This is a genomic window from Williamsia sp. CHRR-6 (genome assembly GCF_018474015.1).
Classification (GTDB): domain Bacteria; phylum Actinomycetota; class Actinomycetes; order Mycobacteriales; family Mycobacteriaceae; genus Williamsia_A.
The window spans coordinates 277,114-293,785 of the sequence record NZ_JAHCSG010000003.1 but is presented as its reverse complement, the minus strand read 5'-3'; the positions used below and the strand labels follow the sequence as shown (position 1 = coordinate 293,785).

Genomic DNA, 16,672 nt, shown 5'->3' with positions numbered 1-16,672 from the left:
GGCCGACCAAGAACTTACAGCGGACCGTCCGCTGGAGAGAGGGGAAGATGATGATGCGCAACTGGATTCACGGGATGCAAGCGCGGATGCTGATCGTCGTCGCAGACGACGAGGGCATGTCGACGGCAGAATATGCCATCGGCACTATTGCGGCTGCGGCCTTCGGGGCGATTCTGTACACGGTTGTCACCGGCGACAACATCGTGTCGGCGCTGACGGGGATCATCACGAAGGCGCTGAACACCACGGTGGGCTGAGTCCCAACGGATCAGCCGTGGGCTGGTGGCGGTGGTTGCTGGCCGATGAGCGCGGCATGGTCACGGTGGAGGCGGCGTTCGCGATCGCCGCCATCGTGGCGGTGCTGGTGTTGGGTGTCGGTTCGGTGCTGGCGGTGGGTACTCACATTCGCTGCATCGACGCTGCGCGGGAGGCGGCGCGGATTGCGGCACAGGGGGATTCGGCCGGAGCGTCCAATGCTGGTCGTTCGGTGGCACCGGCGGGGGCGGGGGTGGACATCAGTGTCCGGGGTGATCGGGCGGTGGTGTCGGTGCGGGCGTCGTCGCCGATGTTGCCGGGTGTCGACCTGGGGGCCACCGCCACTGCGGTCATCGAGCCGGTTGCGCAGCAGTCGCCGTGAATCGTTGGGTTCGAGGGGTTCTCGACGATGATCGTGGGGTGGCGACGCTGCTCGGTGCGGCTGTGGTCGCGGTGGTGGTGATCCTGGTCGGTGTGGTCACGTTCCTCGGTGCGGCCGCGTCCGCGCGCCACCGCGCCCAGTCCGCGGCCGATCTCGCTGCGCTGGCCGCAGCGCAGCGGGTGTTGTTCGGGGAGGCTGATCCGTGCGGGGCGGCACGGTCGTTGGCCGCCGAATCCGGGGCGGTGGTGGCGCGGTGTCGTCGTGATGTCGACGATGTGGTGGTGACCGTCAAGATCCGGGTTGCTCTGGGTCCGTTCGGTATCCGTGACGCGGTGGCGATCGCCCGAGCCGGCCCCACGGAGTGAGCCGATCGCGTCTCGTACGTATGTGCTAGACTCGATCACATGTTCGACAAGGGTTGGCCGGAGATCGATCCGGCAGGGATGGGGGTGTCGGCGCAGCCTGCTGCCCTCGACGCGGCCGGGATCCTTGGCGAACTCCGTCATGTCACCGCTGGCCTCTCGTTCCTGGAGTGGCAGCGCTACCGTTTGGCGGCCGAAATGTCTGCGCAAACCGTCGACCCGGTTGCCGAATCCGATGTTCGCGTGTTCGATGCGATGGCGCTGTGCGCCACCTCGATCGCCACGGTCCTCAACATCTCCCCGGGAGCGGGGGCCGGTCTGCTCGACCGGGCGGTCACGCTGCGCGACCGATTGCCGCGCGTTCTGGAGTGTCTGCGTGACGGAGCGGTCGCCCCTAAACACATATACGCCATCGTTTCTCGCACCGACCTCGTGTCGGGGACCGACTATGCCCATCAGGTGGACGCCGAGATCGCCGATCAGCTGCGGCGTCGCGGATCGTGGTCAGATCGGCGGCTGCGGGACATGGTCGATCGCATCATCTACCGCCACGACCCATACGCCGTGCGCGCTCGTCGTGACGAGGCGCGTAGCAACCGCAGCTTCTGGACCAGCCGCGACGAGGACGGGATGGGCGGCGTGCACGCCACCATGAGTGCCGAGAATGTGGCACTGCTGGCCAAGCGCGTCGAACAGCTCGGCGACTCGGTGTGCGCCGACGACGGGCGGTCGCGGACCGCACGGCGCTCCGATGCCCTGTTCTGCATCACCACCGGAACCGAGTGGGAATGCCAGTGCGGCAACGACTCCTGCGACGCGGCCACCAGCGATGCCGCGCCAGCCCCGATGTCTGATGGCGCCGTAGCCACCCCGGCCCGTCTGAACGTACACGTGGTGGCCCAGGCCGACACCGTCGCCGGAACGAGCCAAGCACCAGGCTTCATCGACGGCTACGGGGTGATCAGCGCCGATCAGGTGCGCGACCTCGTCGCCCGCCCAGACGTGAAGCTCACCCCGATGCACGCCGCCGTATCCGGTGCGCCCGTCCCCACGTTCCTGCCGTCGGACCCCTATCGCCCGTCGGCCGCACTCGATCGCTTCGTACGCATCCGCGACCTGTACTGCACCTGGCCTGGATGTGATCAGCCCGCATTCGGTTGCGACCTCGACCACGTGGACGAGTTCGATCACGACGACCCAGCAGCCGGCGGCGACACCACCCCGGACGGTCTCGGTGCGAAATGCCGATTCCACCACCTGATCAAGACCTTCACCGGCTTTGTCGACGACCAGTTCCGCGACCCGAACACCGGACACCTGACGTCCACGGTCACCACGCCCGAAGGTGTCACCGTGGATGGTCCCGTGCACACCGGGATCGACATCTTCCCGGGTCTCGACGACATCGAATTCGAGCCGCCGACGGCTACTTTCACCCGCATGAGCGACAGCGGAGACGAACCGACCCGCCGCAGAACCCGCCTCGCCGACAAACACGCCCGCCGCCGCGCCGAGCGCAACCGCAACCGGATGCGACGCGAACAAGCCGACGCCGACCACGATGACGGCTCAGCTCCACCGTTCTGAGGTGACCGTCAAGCGTTTAGCATCACAATCCGATCCGCCCGCTCACGCGTGGCGGCGATCACCGCTGCGTTGCGTTCGTCGACCTCTGCCACCCACGCCCGAGCGGCGTCCGGCGACCGACCGAACATTTCATGCCGCCGGATCAGCCGGTCACGCCGCACATCGTCGTCCAGATCGAGATACCAGACCTCGTCAAGTCGCGCACGGACCCGATACCAGCCGCCCGATTCGAGCAGCAGATAGTTGCCCTCGGTGATCACCAGCGGCATCGACGCGGACACGCGCACAGCCGATCCGATCGATTCCTCCAGAGATCGATCGAAAACCGGGGCATAGACGACGTCGTCTGTCTGCGAACGCAATCGGTCCAACAGTGCGACGTAGCCGCCGACGTCGAACGTCTCCGGTGCCCCCTTGCGATCAGCCAGACCGAGTCGCTGCAACTCAGCACCAGCCAGATGAAAACCGTCCATCCCCACCACCACGGCGTCATCACCGAGCGCGCCGCACAACCCAGCGCACAGGGTGGACTTGCCCACCCCCGGCGGACCCGTGACACCCAACAGGTTCCGAGCACCCACCCGCGCGAGTTCACGCGCGGCGGCCACGAGGTCTGCCGACACCATCACTCCTCCTCACCTGGTCGGTCCTCCCGGGGTCTACGTTGGACCACGACGGTCATCCGGTCGGGATGCTCGCGCGAACCGGGTCGCTCTCATGACCCGTGGAAGGCGAGGACCAACCGTGGCCCGCTTCTCGGAGTACCCGCGCCCCAGTCATCGCATCCTGCACCTGAGCGACCTTCACCTCACCGATCAGGGATCGCTTTACGGCGACATCGACAGCGAAGCACGTCTGCGTTCGGTCATCGACGACATCATCTCCTCCCGCGTGCGCGCCGACGCCATCGTGCTCAGCGGTGACCTCGCCGACCGCGGCGAGGCCGCCGCCTACCAGACCCTGCGCTCGATGATCGATCCGCTGGCGCGGGAGGTGGGCGGCCAGATCATCTGGGCGATGGGCAATCACGACGACCGCGCCCAGTTCCGTACGCACCTGCTCGACACCACCGGATCGACCGAGCCGGTCGACGCCGTGCACGATCTGCGCGGGTTGCGCGTGATCACCCTCGACACCACCGTTCCCGGATGTCATCACGGCGAGGTGACCGACGAGCAACTGGCCTGGCTGGCCGACGTGGTGGCTGTCCCGGCCGCACTCGGCAGCATCCTGGTGATGCACCACCCGCCCATGCCGTCGGTTCTCGACCTGTCGGTACTGGTGGAACTGCGTGAACAGCATCGGCTGGCCGAGGTGTTGCGCGGCAGTGACGTTCGGATGATCCTGGCCGGGCACCTGCACTACTCGACCTTCGCGACCTTCGCTGGGATCCCGGTATCTGTCAGTGCAGCAACCTGTTACACCCAAGACCTGACCGTTGTCCGCGGGACCACCCGTGGCCGTGACGCCGCGCAGGGCTACAACGTGGTGCACGTCCACGCCGACACCGTCGTCACCTCGGTTGTGCCTCCCGGCGGCGGTGCGCTGGTGGGCGAACTGGTGACGCCGGATCAGACCGCGGTGCGACTGGCCCACGGCGGCGTGGACATCGCTCCTGCCCCGGTCACGATCGCTCCCAGGGTGCGGGAATCGGGAAGTAGCGCTTGAGGAATGCGGTCACCGCGCGCGCCCGCTCGTCGAGGTCGACCTCAGGGAAGCTGCCGTCGTTGAGGCAGAAGAAGTCGACCGCGCGTTTGGGCAGCAGCTTGTCCATCGATCGCAGGCCCGCCACGGTGGTGGTGTCGATGTACCGGGCCTTCGCGTTGCGTTGCACCACGGCGGCGCCGGTGCCCAGCGCGTGGTAGTGGTAGAGCGAGTTGGTCACCGAGATGTTCGCGCGGCTGCGAAACGTGCTTGCCGCGGTGGCGCTGAACTCTGCGCCGAACTCCCGTTCCATCGCCGAGAGCACACTACGCCGCAGTGGGGTGGCGACATGTTCGAGGTGACGTGTGGTCTGCGTGTGCAACCGGGTCTGCAGCAGCTGCCGGTTCACCCGCGCCGCGTTCTCGAACCCGCTGCGTTCAGAGTTGCTGGCACCCAGACCGATTCGCTCATCGGCCTCGATGAACATGCTCACCCCGCCGGGGGAGAAGAACATCTGCGGGTCCACCGCTCGAGCGAAGAACATGTCGTCGTTGGAGTACAGGAAATGCTCACTCAGCCCCGGGATGTGGTGGATCTGGGCTTCCACGGCCTGCGAGTTGTGGGTGGGCAGATCGGCGGCGTCGGCGAAGAACTCGGAACTGCGCACCACCGTCACCCCGGCGTGTTCGTCGAGCCAGTCTGGGACCGGTGAATCGGTGGCGATGAAGATCCGCCGGATCCACGGCGCATACATGTGCACCGAACGCAGCGCGTACCTCAGCTCGTCGATCTGTCGGTATCGAGCCGCCGAATCATCGCCGTAGCCGACGACATAACTCTGCATCCTCGTGGCACGTTGCGCCTGGAAGGCCGCCGAGGTGCCGTCCACCCAGGAGAAGACGATGTCGATGTCGAAGTCGATGTCGTGTGACTGTGGGTCGAACATCGACTCGATCGTCGAGAAGTCCACCCCGTACCGTCGCACCGTGCCGAAAACCACCTCGTCGGCGGCCATTGTCCGCCGAGTCAACGAATTCTCCACCGGCGCAACGATCTCGGTGCTGCCACACGTCCACAGCTCGATCTGTACCGCCCCATCGGCGCCGTAGCGCAGCCCGCTGGCGACATCCACCCGCGGTCGGAACACGCGCAGGATCGTCGGTGCCTCGGCCTGCGACAGCACCCCGTCGGCGATCAGCACTGTCTTGGCCGCCTTGTCGTCGACGGTCTTGGCATAGAACGGTTCCTGCCGACACCCGGCGACCAGAGCCTGCTGCAACTCCGGATACAGACGACGATCGACGGCCAGCACCGGCCGTCGATCGTTGCCACGAACCAACATATGCGCCACCCCCGCCGCATCGAGCACGGCGTGCACCAGCAGGAGGTCAGCCACCGTCGCCGCATCTGGTGTCAGCAGACCGATCGGCAGCGCCAACCGTCCGGCGTCGGCGATCAGGTCGCCACGATCGCGTACATCGGTGACCGCCCCCGGCGTCGGGGGAACCAGATAGAGAGACCCAGGGGCGGGCGACGAGATTTTCTTCGACATCGGGCCGACCTTCCGCCGAGGTGACGCACAACCCGGATGTCAGCCAATGCGTATGAGCGCAGTCTACGCCGCTAGCTGGTCGCCACCAGCCGTCCCACCACGCCGCCGGCGCTGAGTCGCTTGAGGCCGGCGGGGATCTCGTCGAAACCGATCTCCTCGATGGTCATCTCGATCTTGCCCTGATCGATGAGGTCGTAGACCTGCGTGATCTCGTCCTTACCGGTGCCCAGGGAGGTGAGCAGCGACTTGTAGCCCAAGATCATCGCGTGGGCGTCGAGGGTGACCGTCAGGTTGGACAATCCGATCAGCACCACCTTGCCGCCCACGCCGACGGCCTTGATGGCATCGGCCGTGGTGTCACCCACCCCGGCGAAGTCGAAGATCACCTCGGGCTGATGCACGGCCAGCTCGGCTGCCGACGCGTAGGTGCCGTCGGCGCCGAGCTCTTCAGCACGGGCGCATGCCTTTTCGTTGATATCGGCCCCGTAGACCCGTGCTCCCAACAACTTTGCGATCTGCACAGCGCTCATGCCGAGTCCACCCAGGCCGACGATCCCGACCACGGACCCGGGACCGACCTGCCCTTCGACCTTCACGGCGTGGTAGGCGGTGGCCACCGAATCGGTTGCCGACGCTCCCTCAGCAAAGCTCACGCCGTCGGGGAGTTTGATGATCTCGGAGGCAGGAACGATCGCCTGCTGCTGATATCCGCCGTCCCGGGTGGTGCCCGGGGCGCCGGTCGTGTTGGCCCCGATCGGGTGAGCGATCAAGCCGTTGCCGATGCGATCACCCACCTCCACGCCGGTCACGTTGGCTCCGACTTCCCTTACGACACCTGCGATCTCGTGCCCCAAGACGATGGGGCTGTAGGCGGTGAACTGGCCCGGGGTCTCGATCACGCCTACGTCCGAGTGGCACAGTCCGACAGCCTTGACGTCGATGACCACCTCATCCGGACCGGCGGTGAGATCGGGACCTTCGACCAGTTCGAGGTCCTCGCCCGCACTGTGGAACAGCCACTTCTTGTTCATGGCGTCTCCGTTTCTGTTGATCGCCGTCGGCGTCGGATCCGTCGGCCTGTGACAGTGTCAGCGCTGGCGCGGGCGTCGACGATTCCGGGTGGTACGGTTTGTGACTCAACCGAGACAGCGAAGGATCAGATCCAGCACCGCGATCGCCCCCGCCTTGTCCAGGGGCTCATTTCCGTTGCCGCACTTGGGTGATTGCACACAGGACGGACAGCCGGATTCACATCGACAGGCGCGCAACGCATCTCGCGTTGCCGTAATCCAGGTGTCGAACGCATCGAACCCGCGCGCGGCGAAACCGGCGCCGCCGGGATAGCCGTCGTAGACGAACACCGTCGGCAGTCCGGTGTCGGGGTGCAGGTTGGTCGACAGCCCGCCGATGTCCCAGCGATCGCAGGTGGCGATCAACGGCAGCAGCCCGATCGCGCCGTGCTCGGCGGCATGCAGCGCACCGGGGAATCGTCCGGCGCTCACGCCCACGGCCTCCAGCGATTCTGGGGTCAGCGTGTACATCACCGCTCGTGTGTGCAACGTCGTCGGCGGCATGTCGAGCTCCACCACGTCGAGGACCTCGCCGGTGTGCAGGGTGCGCAGGTAGCCCACCACCTGATGGGTGACGTCGACATCGACCAGGGCCACGCCCAGCGGCCCGCTCTGCCACTGGGCCGCTACATCGGTGATGTCCATCGACGTGGTCTCGCGCGCCGACGTGGTCCAGTCGGGGTCCTCCGGATGAGTCAGGGCCAGACCGTCGTCGAGATCGAGCTCGTCCACCACGAACGATCGCCCCTGGTGCAGATGTACCGCACCAGGATGGACGGTGGAGAAGGCGCGGCCGGTGTCCACCGTGCCGAGCAGTTGCGAGGTGGTGGCGTCGACGATCATCACCTGTCCACCGATGCCGCCCCGGATGTCGATGTCACCGTGCGGCGCCAGGCCGGCCGCCGGATACCAGCCCGCGGGCCGACGTCGCAACAGACCTTGCGCGGTGAGCTCAGCCACCACCTCGGCCGCGCCGAAGGCCGCCACGTCGGCGTCGGTGAGCGGCAGTTCGGTTGCTGCACAGAGCATGTGCGGACCCAGGACATATGGGTTGGTGGGGTCGGTGACACTCTTCTCCACCGGGCGCTCCAGCAGGGCTTCGGGGTGGTGCACCAGATAGGTGTCCAGTGGGTCGTCGCGGGCCACCATCACCACCAGCGATCCCGCCCCGCGCCTCCCGGCTCGTCCGGCCTGCTGCCAGAACGACGCCACGGTGCCCGGATACCCGGCCACCACCACGGCGTCGAGGCCCGCGATGTCCACGCCCAACTCCAGCGCGTTGGTGGTCGCCACCCCGAGCAGGGTGCCGTCGCTCAACGCCGCCTCGAGTTCACGTCGATCGTCGGCCAGATAGCCCGCGCGGTAGGCCGCCACGCGCTGCACCAACTCGGGGTCGGCGGCGGCCAACAGTTGGCGTGCGGACAGCGCGGTGATCTCCGCGCCGCGGCGGCTGCGCACGAAGCACAGGGTCCGCGCCCCCTCGATCACCAGGTCGGCGAGAATGCGGGCGGCCTCCGCGCCGGCCGAACGACGCACGGGCGCGCCGTTCTCCCCGCCCGAGCCCACGCTGAACCCGGGCTCCCACAGGGCCACCGTCCGCTCTCCGTGTGGCGACCCGTCCTCGGTGACCGCCACGCACGGTGCGCCGATGAGCGTGGACAACGCCGCCGCGGGATCGCCTGCGGTGGCACTGGCTGCGATCACGGTCGGGGTGGCACCCGCCGCGCGCGCCACCCGCAGGATCCGTTGCACGACGAGAGCCGTGTGGGAGCCGAAAACGCCTCGGTAGTGGTGACATTCGTCGATCACGAGGTATCGCAGATGTCGCAGGAAGTGACGCCACCGCCCCGGTGATCCAAGGAAACCGATGTGGAGCATGTCGGGGTTGGTGAAGATCCACCGCGAGTGTTCCCGCGCCCATCGACGAACATCGGGTTCGGTGTCGCCGTCATAGGCACACGCGGCGATGTGTGCGAACTCGCGTCGTCCCCCGACAAGCGCTGTGAGTGAACGGATCTGGTCGGCACCCAGTGCCTTTGTCGGAGCCAGGTACAACGCGGTGGCGTGGTTGTCCGCACGCAGATCCGACAGGATGGGCACCTGGTAGGCCAGCGACTTGCCCGAGGCGGTACCGGTGGCCACCACCACGTGCTCGCCGGCGTGCGCATGCTGGGCCGCGACCACCTGGTGTGACCACGGTCGACGCACCCCCACGTCGGCGAATGCGGCGCGCACCGGATCGTCCACCCAGTCCGGCCAATCGGCGAACTGTGCTGCCTGCGAGGCGATCACACGTTCATATGTGACAGGGGAGCGTTCCGGATCCACCCCGGCCAGCGTGCGGTCGAGCAACCCGCGCCCGAACGACTGGTCTGGGCTCACGATCGACTTCCGGAGGCGTCCGAACAGTCACGGATCGGTATCGAAACGACGAATTCGGGCGGCATGCTGATCAATCTGATTACTCGACTGTCGTCGGTGGCGTCCGCATGATTGACTGTCCGCGGTCGCAGCTTTCGGGGAGCTCCCATTCGTTTGTCAGCCCCCCGAGATCGTTGTTGCGAGCGTGGTACTGAAGGTTAGTGCGCGGCCTGTCCGCAAACGTCGCCAGTCGGTATGGCGGTCGGAACGGGCCCGGCACGGTGACACTTCCGCGCCGCACCAGTTGAGTAAAGGAAAGCAAGAATGGCACAGGGAACTGTGAAGTGGTTCAACGCGGAGAAGGGCTTCGGCTTCATCGCTCCTGACGACGGTCCGGACGACGTGTTCGTCCACTACTCCGAGATCCAGGGATCCGGTTTCCGTACCCTCGAGGAAAACCAGCGCGTGGAGTTCGAGGTCGGACAGGGCACCAAGGGCCCGCAGGCCACCGGCGTCCGCGGCCTGTAGGTCTCCAGCCTGTAGATCTCCACTCCTCGCACGCGCCAACGCGCGTGACCCAGGCGACCACCGCCCCCGGCCCCGCATCAGCGGGATCACCGGGGGCGGTGTGTTTGAGGCGTTTCGATCACACGTTCTACAGTAGGGTTTTCAGCGTGGGTCAGCTGTCGTTCTTCTCGGCCGAGACCGACGATCCCGTACTCGAGGATCTGTCGGGACTCTTTGCCGCGCACGGACAGTCGATGACCTCGCCGGCCGGCAGCCGCGTATCCATCGTGGTCGACGAGCAGTGGCGCGCCGATGCGTTGGTGGTGGAGATCGTGCGGTGCGGGGTGCGCGCACACGTCGCGCGGTCCGACGAGGGGTCGCCGATGGCCCGCACCGAAACCAGCAAGCAGCTCGACGCGTTCGCCCGGTCGTGGATCAAGGGTGCGGTCAAGACGATGCCCGCCGACTGGGTGCCGTCGCCGCGGGCTCTGCGCATCTGGGCCATCGCGGCTGGACGTCGTGAAGAAGACCGTTACCTGCTGGGACTCGACCCCCACGCCCCCGACACCCACGCCCCGCTGGCCACTGCCCTGATGCGTGCGGGAATCGCCCCCACCCTGGTGGGCACCCGTGGACCCCATCCGGCGCTGCGAATCGCCGGTCGTCGGCGGATGAACCGACTGATGGAATCGATCGGCGCGCCGCCCGACGGCGAGCGCAGCCACCAATACTGGCCGGTCAACTGACCCGGCGCAACTGGCTGTGAGCTGCAGCTATGCCTCTTGTGCGCTGGTCGTCGGAGAGTGGGTGGCGACGTCTGTCACGATGAGTAACCCGTTCAATTGGCGATGAAGGCTGTTATATGGAGTACTACAGGCCGCGAATTCCTCGGCCGTGACGACCGAGGTACGACCCGTACAGCCCATCTCCGCTCTCCGGGCTGATCGAGAAAGGTGCAGGCACAGACAGTGGCTGATAGCGACACAGCGTCCGCGTCGGACGGTGATGTGCGCCGCCTGGTGATCGTCGAGTCCCCGACCAAAGCGCGCAAGATCGCCGGATACCTGGGATCCAACTACGTCGTGGAGTCCTCGCGGGGACACATTCGTGACCTCCCGCGCGGCGCCGCCGACGTACCCGCCAAGTACAAGGGACAGCCGTGGGCACGCCTGGGCGTCGACGTCGACCACGACTTCGAGCCGCTGTACGTGGTCTCCCCAGACAAGAAGTCGACGGTCACCGAGCTCAAGTCGCTGCTCAAGGATGTCGACGAGCTGTACCTGGCCACCGACGGTGACCGTGAGGGCGAGGCCATCGCCTGGCACCTGCTGGAAACTCTGCGCCCCACCGTCCCGGTGAAGCGGATGGTGTTCCACGAGATCACCCAGTCGGCCATCCAGGCCGCCGCGGCCAACCCGCGCGACCTCGACGAAGACCTCGTCGACGCGCAGGAGACCCGCCGCATCCTCGACCGCCTCTACGGCTACGAGGTGTCACCGGTGCTGTGGAAGAAGGTGATGCCCAAGCTGTCTGCCGGTCGCGTGCAGTCGGTGGCCACCCGCATCATCGTCGAGCGTGAACGTGAGCGGATGGCGTTCGTGTCCGCCTCCTACTGGGACATCGACGCCACCCTCGACGCCGGCGCCGAGGTCACCCCGCGGACTTTCGGGGCCAAGCTGGTCGCCGTCGACGATGCGCGGGTCGCCTCGGGCCGTGACTTCGACGCCACCGGCGCGTTGAAGAAGTCCGACAGCGTGACCGTGCTCGACGAGGCCCGCGCCGCAGCGTTGGCCAGCGGCCTGCAGGGTGCCGATCTCACCGTCACCTCGGTGGAGGAAAAGCCCTACACGCGCCGACCCTATGCGCCGTTCATGACCTCGACCCTGCAGCAGGAGGCCGGACGCAAGCTGCGCTTCACCTCTGATCGCACCATGCGAATCGCGCAGCGGCTCTACGAGAACGGCTACATCACCTACATGCGTACCGACTCCACGACCCTGTCGGAGTCAGCCATCACCGCCGCACGCAACCAGGCCCGTGACCTCTACGGCGCCGACTTCGTCCATCCCACGCCCCGGCAGTACACCCGCAAGGTGAAAAACGCGCAGGAGGCCCACGAGGCCATCCGTCCGGCGGGCGAGAGTTTCCGCACCCCGGGCCAGGTGGCCTCGGCGCTGCAGCCCGACGAGTTCCGGCTCTACGAACTGATCTGGCAGCGCACCGTCGCCTCGCAGATGGCCGATGCGCGCGGCACCACCATGAGCCTGCGCATCGCAGGTACCTCGGCGATGGCCGACAACACAACCGCCACATGCACTTTCGCCGCATCCGGGCGCACCATCACGTTCCCTGGGTTCCTGTCGGCCTACGTCGAGACCGTCGACGAGCAGGCCGGCGGACAAGCCGACAACGAGGAGGTGCGCCTGCCGACGCTGGTCGAGGGTCAGCACCTCACCGCCGCCGAGCTCGCCGCAGCCGGCCACTCCACCAACCCGCCGGCCCGCTACACCGAGGCGTCGTTGGTGAAGACGTTGGAGGAGTTGGGGATCGGGCGCCCGTCGACCTACGCCTCGATCATCGGAACCATCCAGGACCGCGGGTACGTGCACAAGAAGGGCAGCGCCCTGGTGCCGTCCTGGGTGGCGTTCGCGGTGGTCGGGTTGCTGGAGGCCTACTTCCGCAGGCTCGTCGACTACGACTTCACCGCCTCGCTGGAGGACGACCTCGATCAGATCGCATCGGGTCGCGAGAACCGGGTGGATTGGTTGACCCGCTTCTACTTCGGTGGCGACAGCGCCGGCGCGGCCGACACCGCCGACGCCGAGATCGTCAACGAGGGCGGGCTCAAGAAGCTGGTCGGGATGAATCTCGAGGAGATCGACGCTCGAGAAGTCAACTCCATCAAGCTGTTCGACGACTCGCAGGGTCGCCCCGTGTACGTGCGGGTGGGTCGCTTCGGCCCGTATCTGGAACGCAACGTGGCCCCGCCCGGTGCCGAACCCGAGTCGCAGCGCGCCAACCTGCCCGCCGAGAGCACCCCGGATGAGCTGACCCTCGAGCTGGTGGAGAAGCTGTTCAGCACACCGCAAGAGGGTCGCAGTCTGGGTGTCGACCCGGTGACCGGGCACGAGATCGTCGCCAAGGAAGGACGTTTCGGTCCGTACGTGACCGAGATCCTGCCCGAGCCCGACGATGAGACCGGCGCCGACGACGACAGTGAGGGCGGGAGTTCGGTTCCGGCCCTGACGGTTCCGCCGGGACCCACCCCGCTCGACGGCAACGGTGGCGCCGCCGCATCCGGTGGCGGTACCGCGGTGGCCACCAAGACCGAGACGGCCACCACGGCAGGCGCGACCACGAAAGCTGCGGCCAAGAAGGCGACCAAGAAGGCCGCCGCCAAGAAGGCCGGGCCCAAACCGCGCACCGGCTCGTTGTTCAAGTCGATGGACATTGCCACGGTCACCCTCGACGAGGCACTCAAGCTGCTGTCGTTACCGCGCGTGGTGGGTGCCGACCCCGGCAGCGGCGAGGAGATCACCGCCCAGAACGGGCGCTACGGCCCGTATCTGAAGAAGGGCACCGACTCTCGTTCCCTGGCCACCGAGGACCAGATCTTCAGCGTCACCCTCGAGGAGGCGTTGAAGATCTACGCCGAGCCCAAGCGGCGCGGTCGGCAGGCCGCAGCACCACCGTTGCGCGAGCTCGGTGTGGACTCGGTGTCGGGTAAACCGATGGTCATCAAGGACGGTCGCTTCGGCCCCTACGTCACCGACGGTGAGACCAACGCCAGCCTGCGCAAGGACGACGACGTCGCCTCGATCACCGACGAGCGGGCGATGGAGTTGCTGTCCGACCGCCGAGCCCGGGGACCGGTGAAGAAGGCCGCGAAGAAGACCGCCGCGAAGCAGGCGCCGGCCAAGAAGGCAGCCGCGAAGAAGACTGCCGCCAAGAAGGCACCGGCCAAGAAGACTGCCGCGAAGAAGACTGCGGCCAAAAAAGCACCGGCCAAAAAGGCTGCGGCCAAGAAAGCACCGGCCAAGAAGGCCGCTGCCAAGAAGGCGCCGCCGGCTACGGATTGATCGCGTCGATCGCCTGCGGGGTGTCGCGGGGTCGGGCCAGCGTGGTCTCGATGCCGCGTCCCCGCAGCTCGATGCCTTCGCCGATGTCCCAGAACTGGGCCTCGGTCTGCGACGCCAGATAAACCGCACGTGCCGAGGCCAACACTCGGGTCGGTTCGTCTTTGGCCATCTCGGTCAGGCGCGCCGCCTCGTTCACCGGGTCCCCGATGACGGTGTACTCCAGCCGACTCTGTGACCCGATGTGCCCGGCGATCGCCTTACCCGCCGACACCCCGATACCGATGTCGGTCTCACCGAGTCGGCGATCGAGTTCCAGCCGTAGCTCGCGGGCCGCCGCCAACGCCTGCCCGGCGAAATCAGGGGTGTCGATGGGCGCGCCGAAGATGGCCAGAGCCGCATCGCCCTGGAACTTGTTGATGAACCCGCCGTGCCGGCCCACGGTCTCGACCACCACCTCGAAGAACTCGTTGAGCAGGTCCACCACCTGCTGCGGGGGCAGCGTGACGGCCAACCGGGTGGAGCCGACGATGTCGACGAACAAGACCCCCACATAGCGCTCCTCGCCGCCGAGTTCGGTGCCGCTCTCGATGGCGCGCCGCGCGACGTCCTGGCCCACATACCGGCCGAAGAGATTGCGTAGTTGGCGGCGTTCGCGCAGGTCGTTGACCATCTCGTTGAAGCCGGCCTGCAACAGGCCCAGGTCGCTGCCGTCGTAGATGCGCACCAGGGTGTCGTAGTCGCCTGCGCTCACCCGGCGTTGGGCGCGCCGCAGCTCGGTGATGGGGTCGGCGATGGCGTTGACGATGCGGATCAGTCCCAGCAGTCCGAACGCCAGCGCCGCCACCGACAGCCACAACAGTGGTCGACGCAGCCCCTCTGCACTGGTCATCACCAGGCCGGCCTGCTGCCCGATCACCAGCGCGAGGATGGCCAGCAACGGCACCGCGGTGCTGACGATCCAGAACAGGATGATGCGCTGGGTGACGCTGGGAGCCACCGCGCTGCTGGGATCGTTGGCCATCGCCGAGACGGTGATGGGGCGCAGCACCTTCTCGGCCTGCAGATAGCCCAGGACGCAGGACACGAAGCCACCGATGATCGAGGCCACCCACACGATGAGCGCCGTGGTCCCCGACGCGGACAGGTTGACCAGCGCGAACACCGTTCCACCCACCGCCCACAGCCCGAGGTTGACCGCCGTCAGCAGCGCGGGCAGCCGCAGGGCGCGTTCCCTGGCGGCTATGTCGTCGCCGGTCAGATCGCGTGCGGAGAGGTCGTCGGCGCGGATGCGCGTGCGGCGGCGATGCCACACCAGCACCGGCAGGGTGAGGCGAATGCTGATGTATCCGCCGGTGAAGAACGCGAACGCCAGGTAGGCGCCGAACACGGCCTGCTGGGTGAGCCCGATCGAGTCGAGTCTGACCGTGTACTCGATGGGCATGCCGAACCGCAGGAACGCGAACGTGAACAGCGCGCCGATGATGTTCGACCGCAGCAGATCCAGCGCCAGGATGGGCCAAGGGGTGTGCACCAGCCAACGCAGAGTGCGCGCTGTCTGGTGGATCAACCTCCGGCTTGCGACCACCGGAACACGGTAGCGGTCGGGGCCGACCGATAACATCGGCCCGGTGAGCGTCCCCCTGCCTCCGGTGTTCGACCGGCTGGTCGGTCAGCACGCGGTGATCGACGAACTCGTCGACGCCGCGACGTCGGCGCGCTCGGTGGACGGCGATCGCAGTTCGATGACGCACGCCTGGTTGTTCACCGGACCGCCCGGAAGTGGTCGATCGGTGGCGGCGGCCTGCTTCGCGGCGGCGCTGCAATGTGCCGATGACGATGTCATCGGGTGCGGTCGCTGTCATTCGTGCACCACGGTCATGGCCGGCACCCACGCCGACGTGCGGCGCATCGTGCCCGAAGGTCTCAGCATCGGGGTCAAGACCATCCGGGACACCGTGCAGATCGCTTCGCGGCGCCCGAGTGTGGGTCGGTGGCAGATCGTGCTGATCGAGGACGCCGACCGGTTGACCGAGCAGGCCGCCAACGCGCTGCTGAAGGTGGTCGAGGAACCACCCGCGCAGACGGTCATCCTGCTGTGTGCGCCCTCGATCGATCCCGAGGACATCTCGGTGACGTTGAAGTCGCGGTGTCGCCACATCCCGTTGGTGATGCCGTCGGTCGATGCGATCGCCGGCGTTCTGCGCGACAGCGGGGTGGCCGCGGACACCGCGACGTGGGCGGCGTCAGTGTGTGGCGGGCACGTGGGCCGGGCACGACGGTTGGCCACCGATCCCTCGGCCCGCGACCAACGCGCTCAGGCGTTGGGTCTGGCGCGCGCGGCCACCCGCGATGCCACCGCATACGCCTCGGCCGAGGATCTGGTGAAGACCGCCGAGGCGGTGGCCAAGGCGATGAGCGCCGAACTGGACGCGGCCGAGACCGAGACGCTGCGCACCGCGTTGGGCGCCGGTGGCACCGGCAAGGGGTCGGCGGGCGCGTTGCGCGGGTCGGCTGGTGTGCTCAAAGATCTTGAACGGCAGCAGAAGTCGCGCTTCACCCGGATGCAGCGTGACGTGTTGGACCGGGCCCTGGTGGATCTGGCCGCGCTGTTCCGCGATGCGCTGGTGGCCGCATACGGTGCGCCGGTGGTCGCGATGCATCCCGACATGACCGACCAGACCGTGAGGATGGCGCAGTTCGCACGGCCCGATCAGCTGTTGCGCTGCACCGAGGCCGTCCTGGCGTGCCGGCAGGTGCTGGACTTCAACGTCAAACCCCGCTTCGCCCTCGATGCGATGGTCGCCGAGATCGCCACCGCGCTGCGTCCGCCGAGCCGCTGAGACGCGGTTTGTCGTGGCCTGCGCACGGTCGAT

Annotated in this window: 14 protein-coding genes; 9 read left to right on the top strand and 5 right to left on the bottom strand. The window is 67.2% G+C overall.

Annotation, left to right across the window (positions count from 1 at the left end):
* Positions 1-50: 50 nt before the first annotated feature.
* Genes KIK15_RS10160 through KIK15_RS10145 form a run of 4 tightly spaced genes read left to right on the top strand, consistent with a single transcriptional unit; the run spans position 51 to position 2,586 of the window.
* Complete coding sequence (locus KIK15_RS10160; protein WP_214244557.1) at positions 51-257, top strand: DUF4244 domain-containing protein; 207 nt, start codon at positions 51-53, stop codon at positions 255-257.
* A 17-nt stretch (positions 258-274) separates the two neighbouring features.
* On the top strand, positions 275-637 hold the full coding sequence (locus tag KIK15_RS10155; protein ID WP_307851823.1) for a TadE family type IV pilus minor pilin: 363 nt from the start codon (positions 275-277) through the stop codon (positions 635-637).
* Positions 638-675: 38 nt separating this feature from the next.
* Positions 676-1,002, top strand: coding sequence for an Rv3654c family TadE-like protein (locus KIK15_RS10150; protein WP_307851822.1), 327 nt, complete (start codon positions 676-678; stop codon positions 1,000-1,002).
* Between the two features lie 39 nt (positions 1,003-1,041).
* Positions 1,042-2,586, top strand: a complete 1,545-nt coding sequence (locus KIK15_RS10145) for an HNH endonuclease signature motif containing protein (RefSeq protein WP_214244097.1) — start codon at positions 1,042-1,044, stop codon at positions 2,584-2,586.
* A gap of 8 nt (positions 2,587-2,594) precedes the next feature.
* Here KIK15_RS10145 and KIK15_RS10140 read toward each other — a convergent pair whose 3' ends face one another.
* Positions 2,595-3,212: a nucleoside/nucleotide kinase family protein gene (locus KIK15_RS10140; protein ID WP_214244096.1), complete on the bottom strand. Its 618-nt coding sequence runs from the start codon at positions 3,210-3,212 to the stop codon at positions 2,595-2,597.
* Between the two features lie 91 nt (positions 3,213-3,303).
* On the opposite strand from KIK15_RS10140, the gene KIK15_RS10135 reads away from it, so the two are divergent.
* Complete coding sequence (locus KIK15_RS10135; RefSeq protein WP_214244095.1) at positions 3,304-4,254, top strand: phosphodiesterase; 951 nt, start codon at positions 3,304-3,306, stop codon at positions 4,252-4,254.
* On the opposite strand, the gene KIK15_RS10130 is transcribed toward KIK15_RS10135, so the two are convergent.
* From KIK15_RS10130 to KIK15_RS10120, 3 genes are all read right to left on the bottom strand, one after another.
* Complete coding sequence (locus KIK15_RS10130; protein ID WP_214244094.1) at positions 4,211-5,782, bottom strand: stealth family protein; 1,572 nt, start codon at positions 5,780-5,782, stop codon at positions 4,211-4,213. The two genes, KIK15_RS10135 and KIK15_RS10130, sit on opposite strands and share 44 nt — an antisense overlap.
* A 71-nt stretch (positions 5,783-5,853) precedes the next feature.
* Positions 5,854-6,813, bottom strand: a complete 960-nt coding sequence (locus tag KIK15_RS10125) for a zinc-binding dehydrogenase (protein ID WP_214244093.1) — start codon at positions 6,811-6,813, stop codon at positions 5,854-5,856.
* Between the two features lie 105 nt (positions 6,814-6,918).
* Entirely contained in the window at positions 6,919-9,234 is a 2,316-nt protein-coding gene (locus tag KIK15_RS10120) for a DEAD/DEAH box helicase (protein WP_214244092.1), read from the bottom strand.
* A 303-nt stretch (positions 9,235-9,537) separates the two neighbouring features.
* Between KIK15_RS10120 and KIK15_RS10115 the strand changes: the two genes are divergently transcribed.
* The 3 genes from KIK15_RS10115 to topA all read left to right on the top strand — a co-directional run bounded on the left by KIK15_RS10115 (position 9,538) and on the right by topA (position 13,799).
* Entirely contained in the window at positions 9,538-9,741 is a 204-nt protein-coding gene (locus tag KIK15_RS10115) for a cold-shock protein (protein ID WP_020109852.1), read from the top strand.
* Between the two features lie 146 nt (positions 9,742-9,887).
* The gene (locus tag KIK15_RS10110; protein ID WP_214244091.1) at positions 9,888-10,466 is read left to right on the top strand and encodes a hypothetical protein; all 579 of its coding nucleotides are present in this window, start codon (positions 9,888-9,890) and stop codon (positions 10,464-10,466) included.
* A 222-nt stretch (positions 10,467-10,688) separates the two neighbouring features.
* Positions 10,689-13,799, top strand: a complete 3,111-nt coding sequence (gene topA / locus KIK15_RS10105; RefSeq protein ID WP_214244090.1) for a type I DNA topoisomerase — start codon at positions 10,689-10,691, stop codon at positions 13,797-13,799.
* On the opposite strand, the gene KIK15_RS10100 is transcribed toward topA, so the two are convergent.
* A complete protein-coding gene (locus KIK15_RS10100) occupies positions 13,789-15,420 on the bottom strand; it encodes an adenylate/guanylate cyclase domain-containing protein (protein ID WP_214244089.1) in 1,632 nt (543 codons plus the stop codon). The genes topA and KIK15_RS10100 overlap by 11 nt on opposite strands.
* A 19-nt stretch (positions 15,421-15,439) precedes the next feature.
* Here KIK15_RS10100 and KIK15_RS10095 point away from each other — a divergent pair, with 19 nt between their 5' ends.
* Positions 15,440-16,639, top strand: a complete 1,200-nt coding sequence (locus tag KIK15_RS10095; protein WP_214244553.1) for a DNA polymerase III subunit delta' — start codon at positions 15,440-15,442, stop codon at positions 16,637-16,639.
* Positions 16,640-16,672: the final 33 nt, after the last annotated feature.

Excerpts from the sequence above, each read along its gene's own strand:
- KIK15_RS10140 (WP_214244096.1), bottom strand. The coding sequence starts at position 3,212 with ATGGTGTCGGCAGACCTCGTGGCCGCCGCGCGTGAACTCGCGCGGGTG.
- KIK15_RS10160 (WP_214244557.1), top strand. The coding sequence starts at position 51 with ATGATGCGCAACTGGATTCACGGGATGCAAGCGCGGATGCTGATCGTC.
- KIK15_RS10145 (WP_214244097.1), top strand. The coding sequence starts at position 1,042 with ATGTTCGACAAGGGTTGGCCGGAGATCGATCCGGCAGGGATGGGGGTG.
- KIK15_RS10125 (WP_214244093.1), bottom strand. The coding sequence starts at position 6,813 with ATGAACAAGAAGTGGCTGTTCCACAGTGCGGGCGAGGACCTCGAACTG.
- KIK15_RS10130 (WP_214244094.1), bottom strand. The coding sequence starts at position 5,782 with ATGTCGAAGAAAATCTCGTCGCCCGCCCCTGGGTCTCTCTATCTGGTT.
- KIK15_RS10115 (WP_020109852.1), top strand. The coding sequence starts at position 9,538 with ATGGCACAGGGAACTGTGAAGTGGTTCAACGCGGAGAAGGGCTTCGGC.
- KIK15_RS10135 (WP_214244095.1), top strand. The coding sequence starts at position 3,304 with ATGACCCGTGGAAGGCGAGGACCAACCGTGGCCCGCTTCTCGGAGTAC.
- KIK15_RS10100 (WP_214244089.1), bottom strand. The coding sequence starts at position 15,420 with ATGTTATCGGTCGGCCCCGACCGCTACCGTGTTCCGGTGGTCGCAAGC.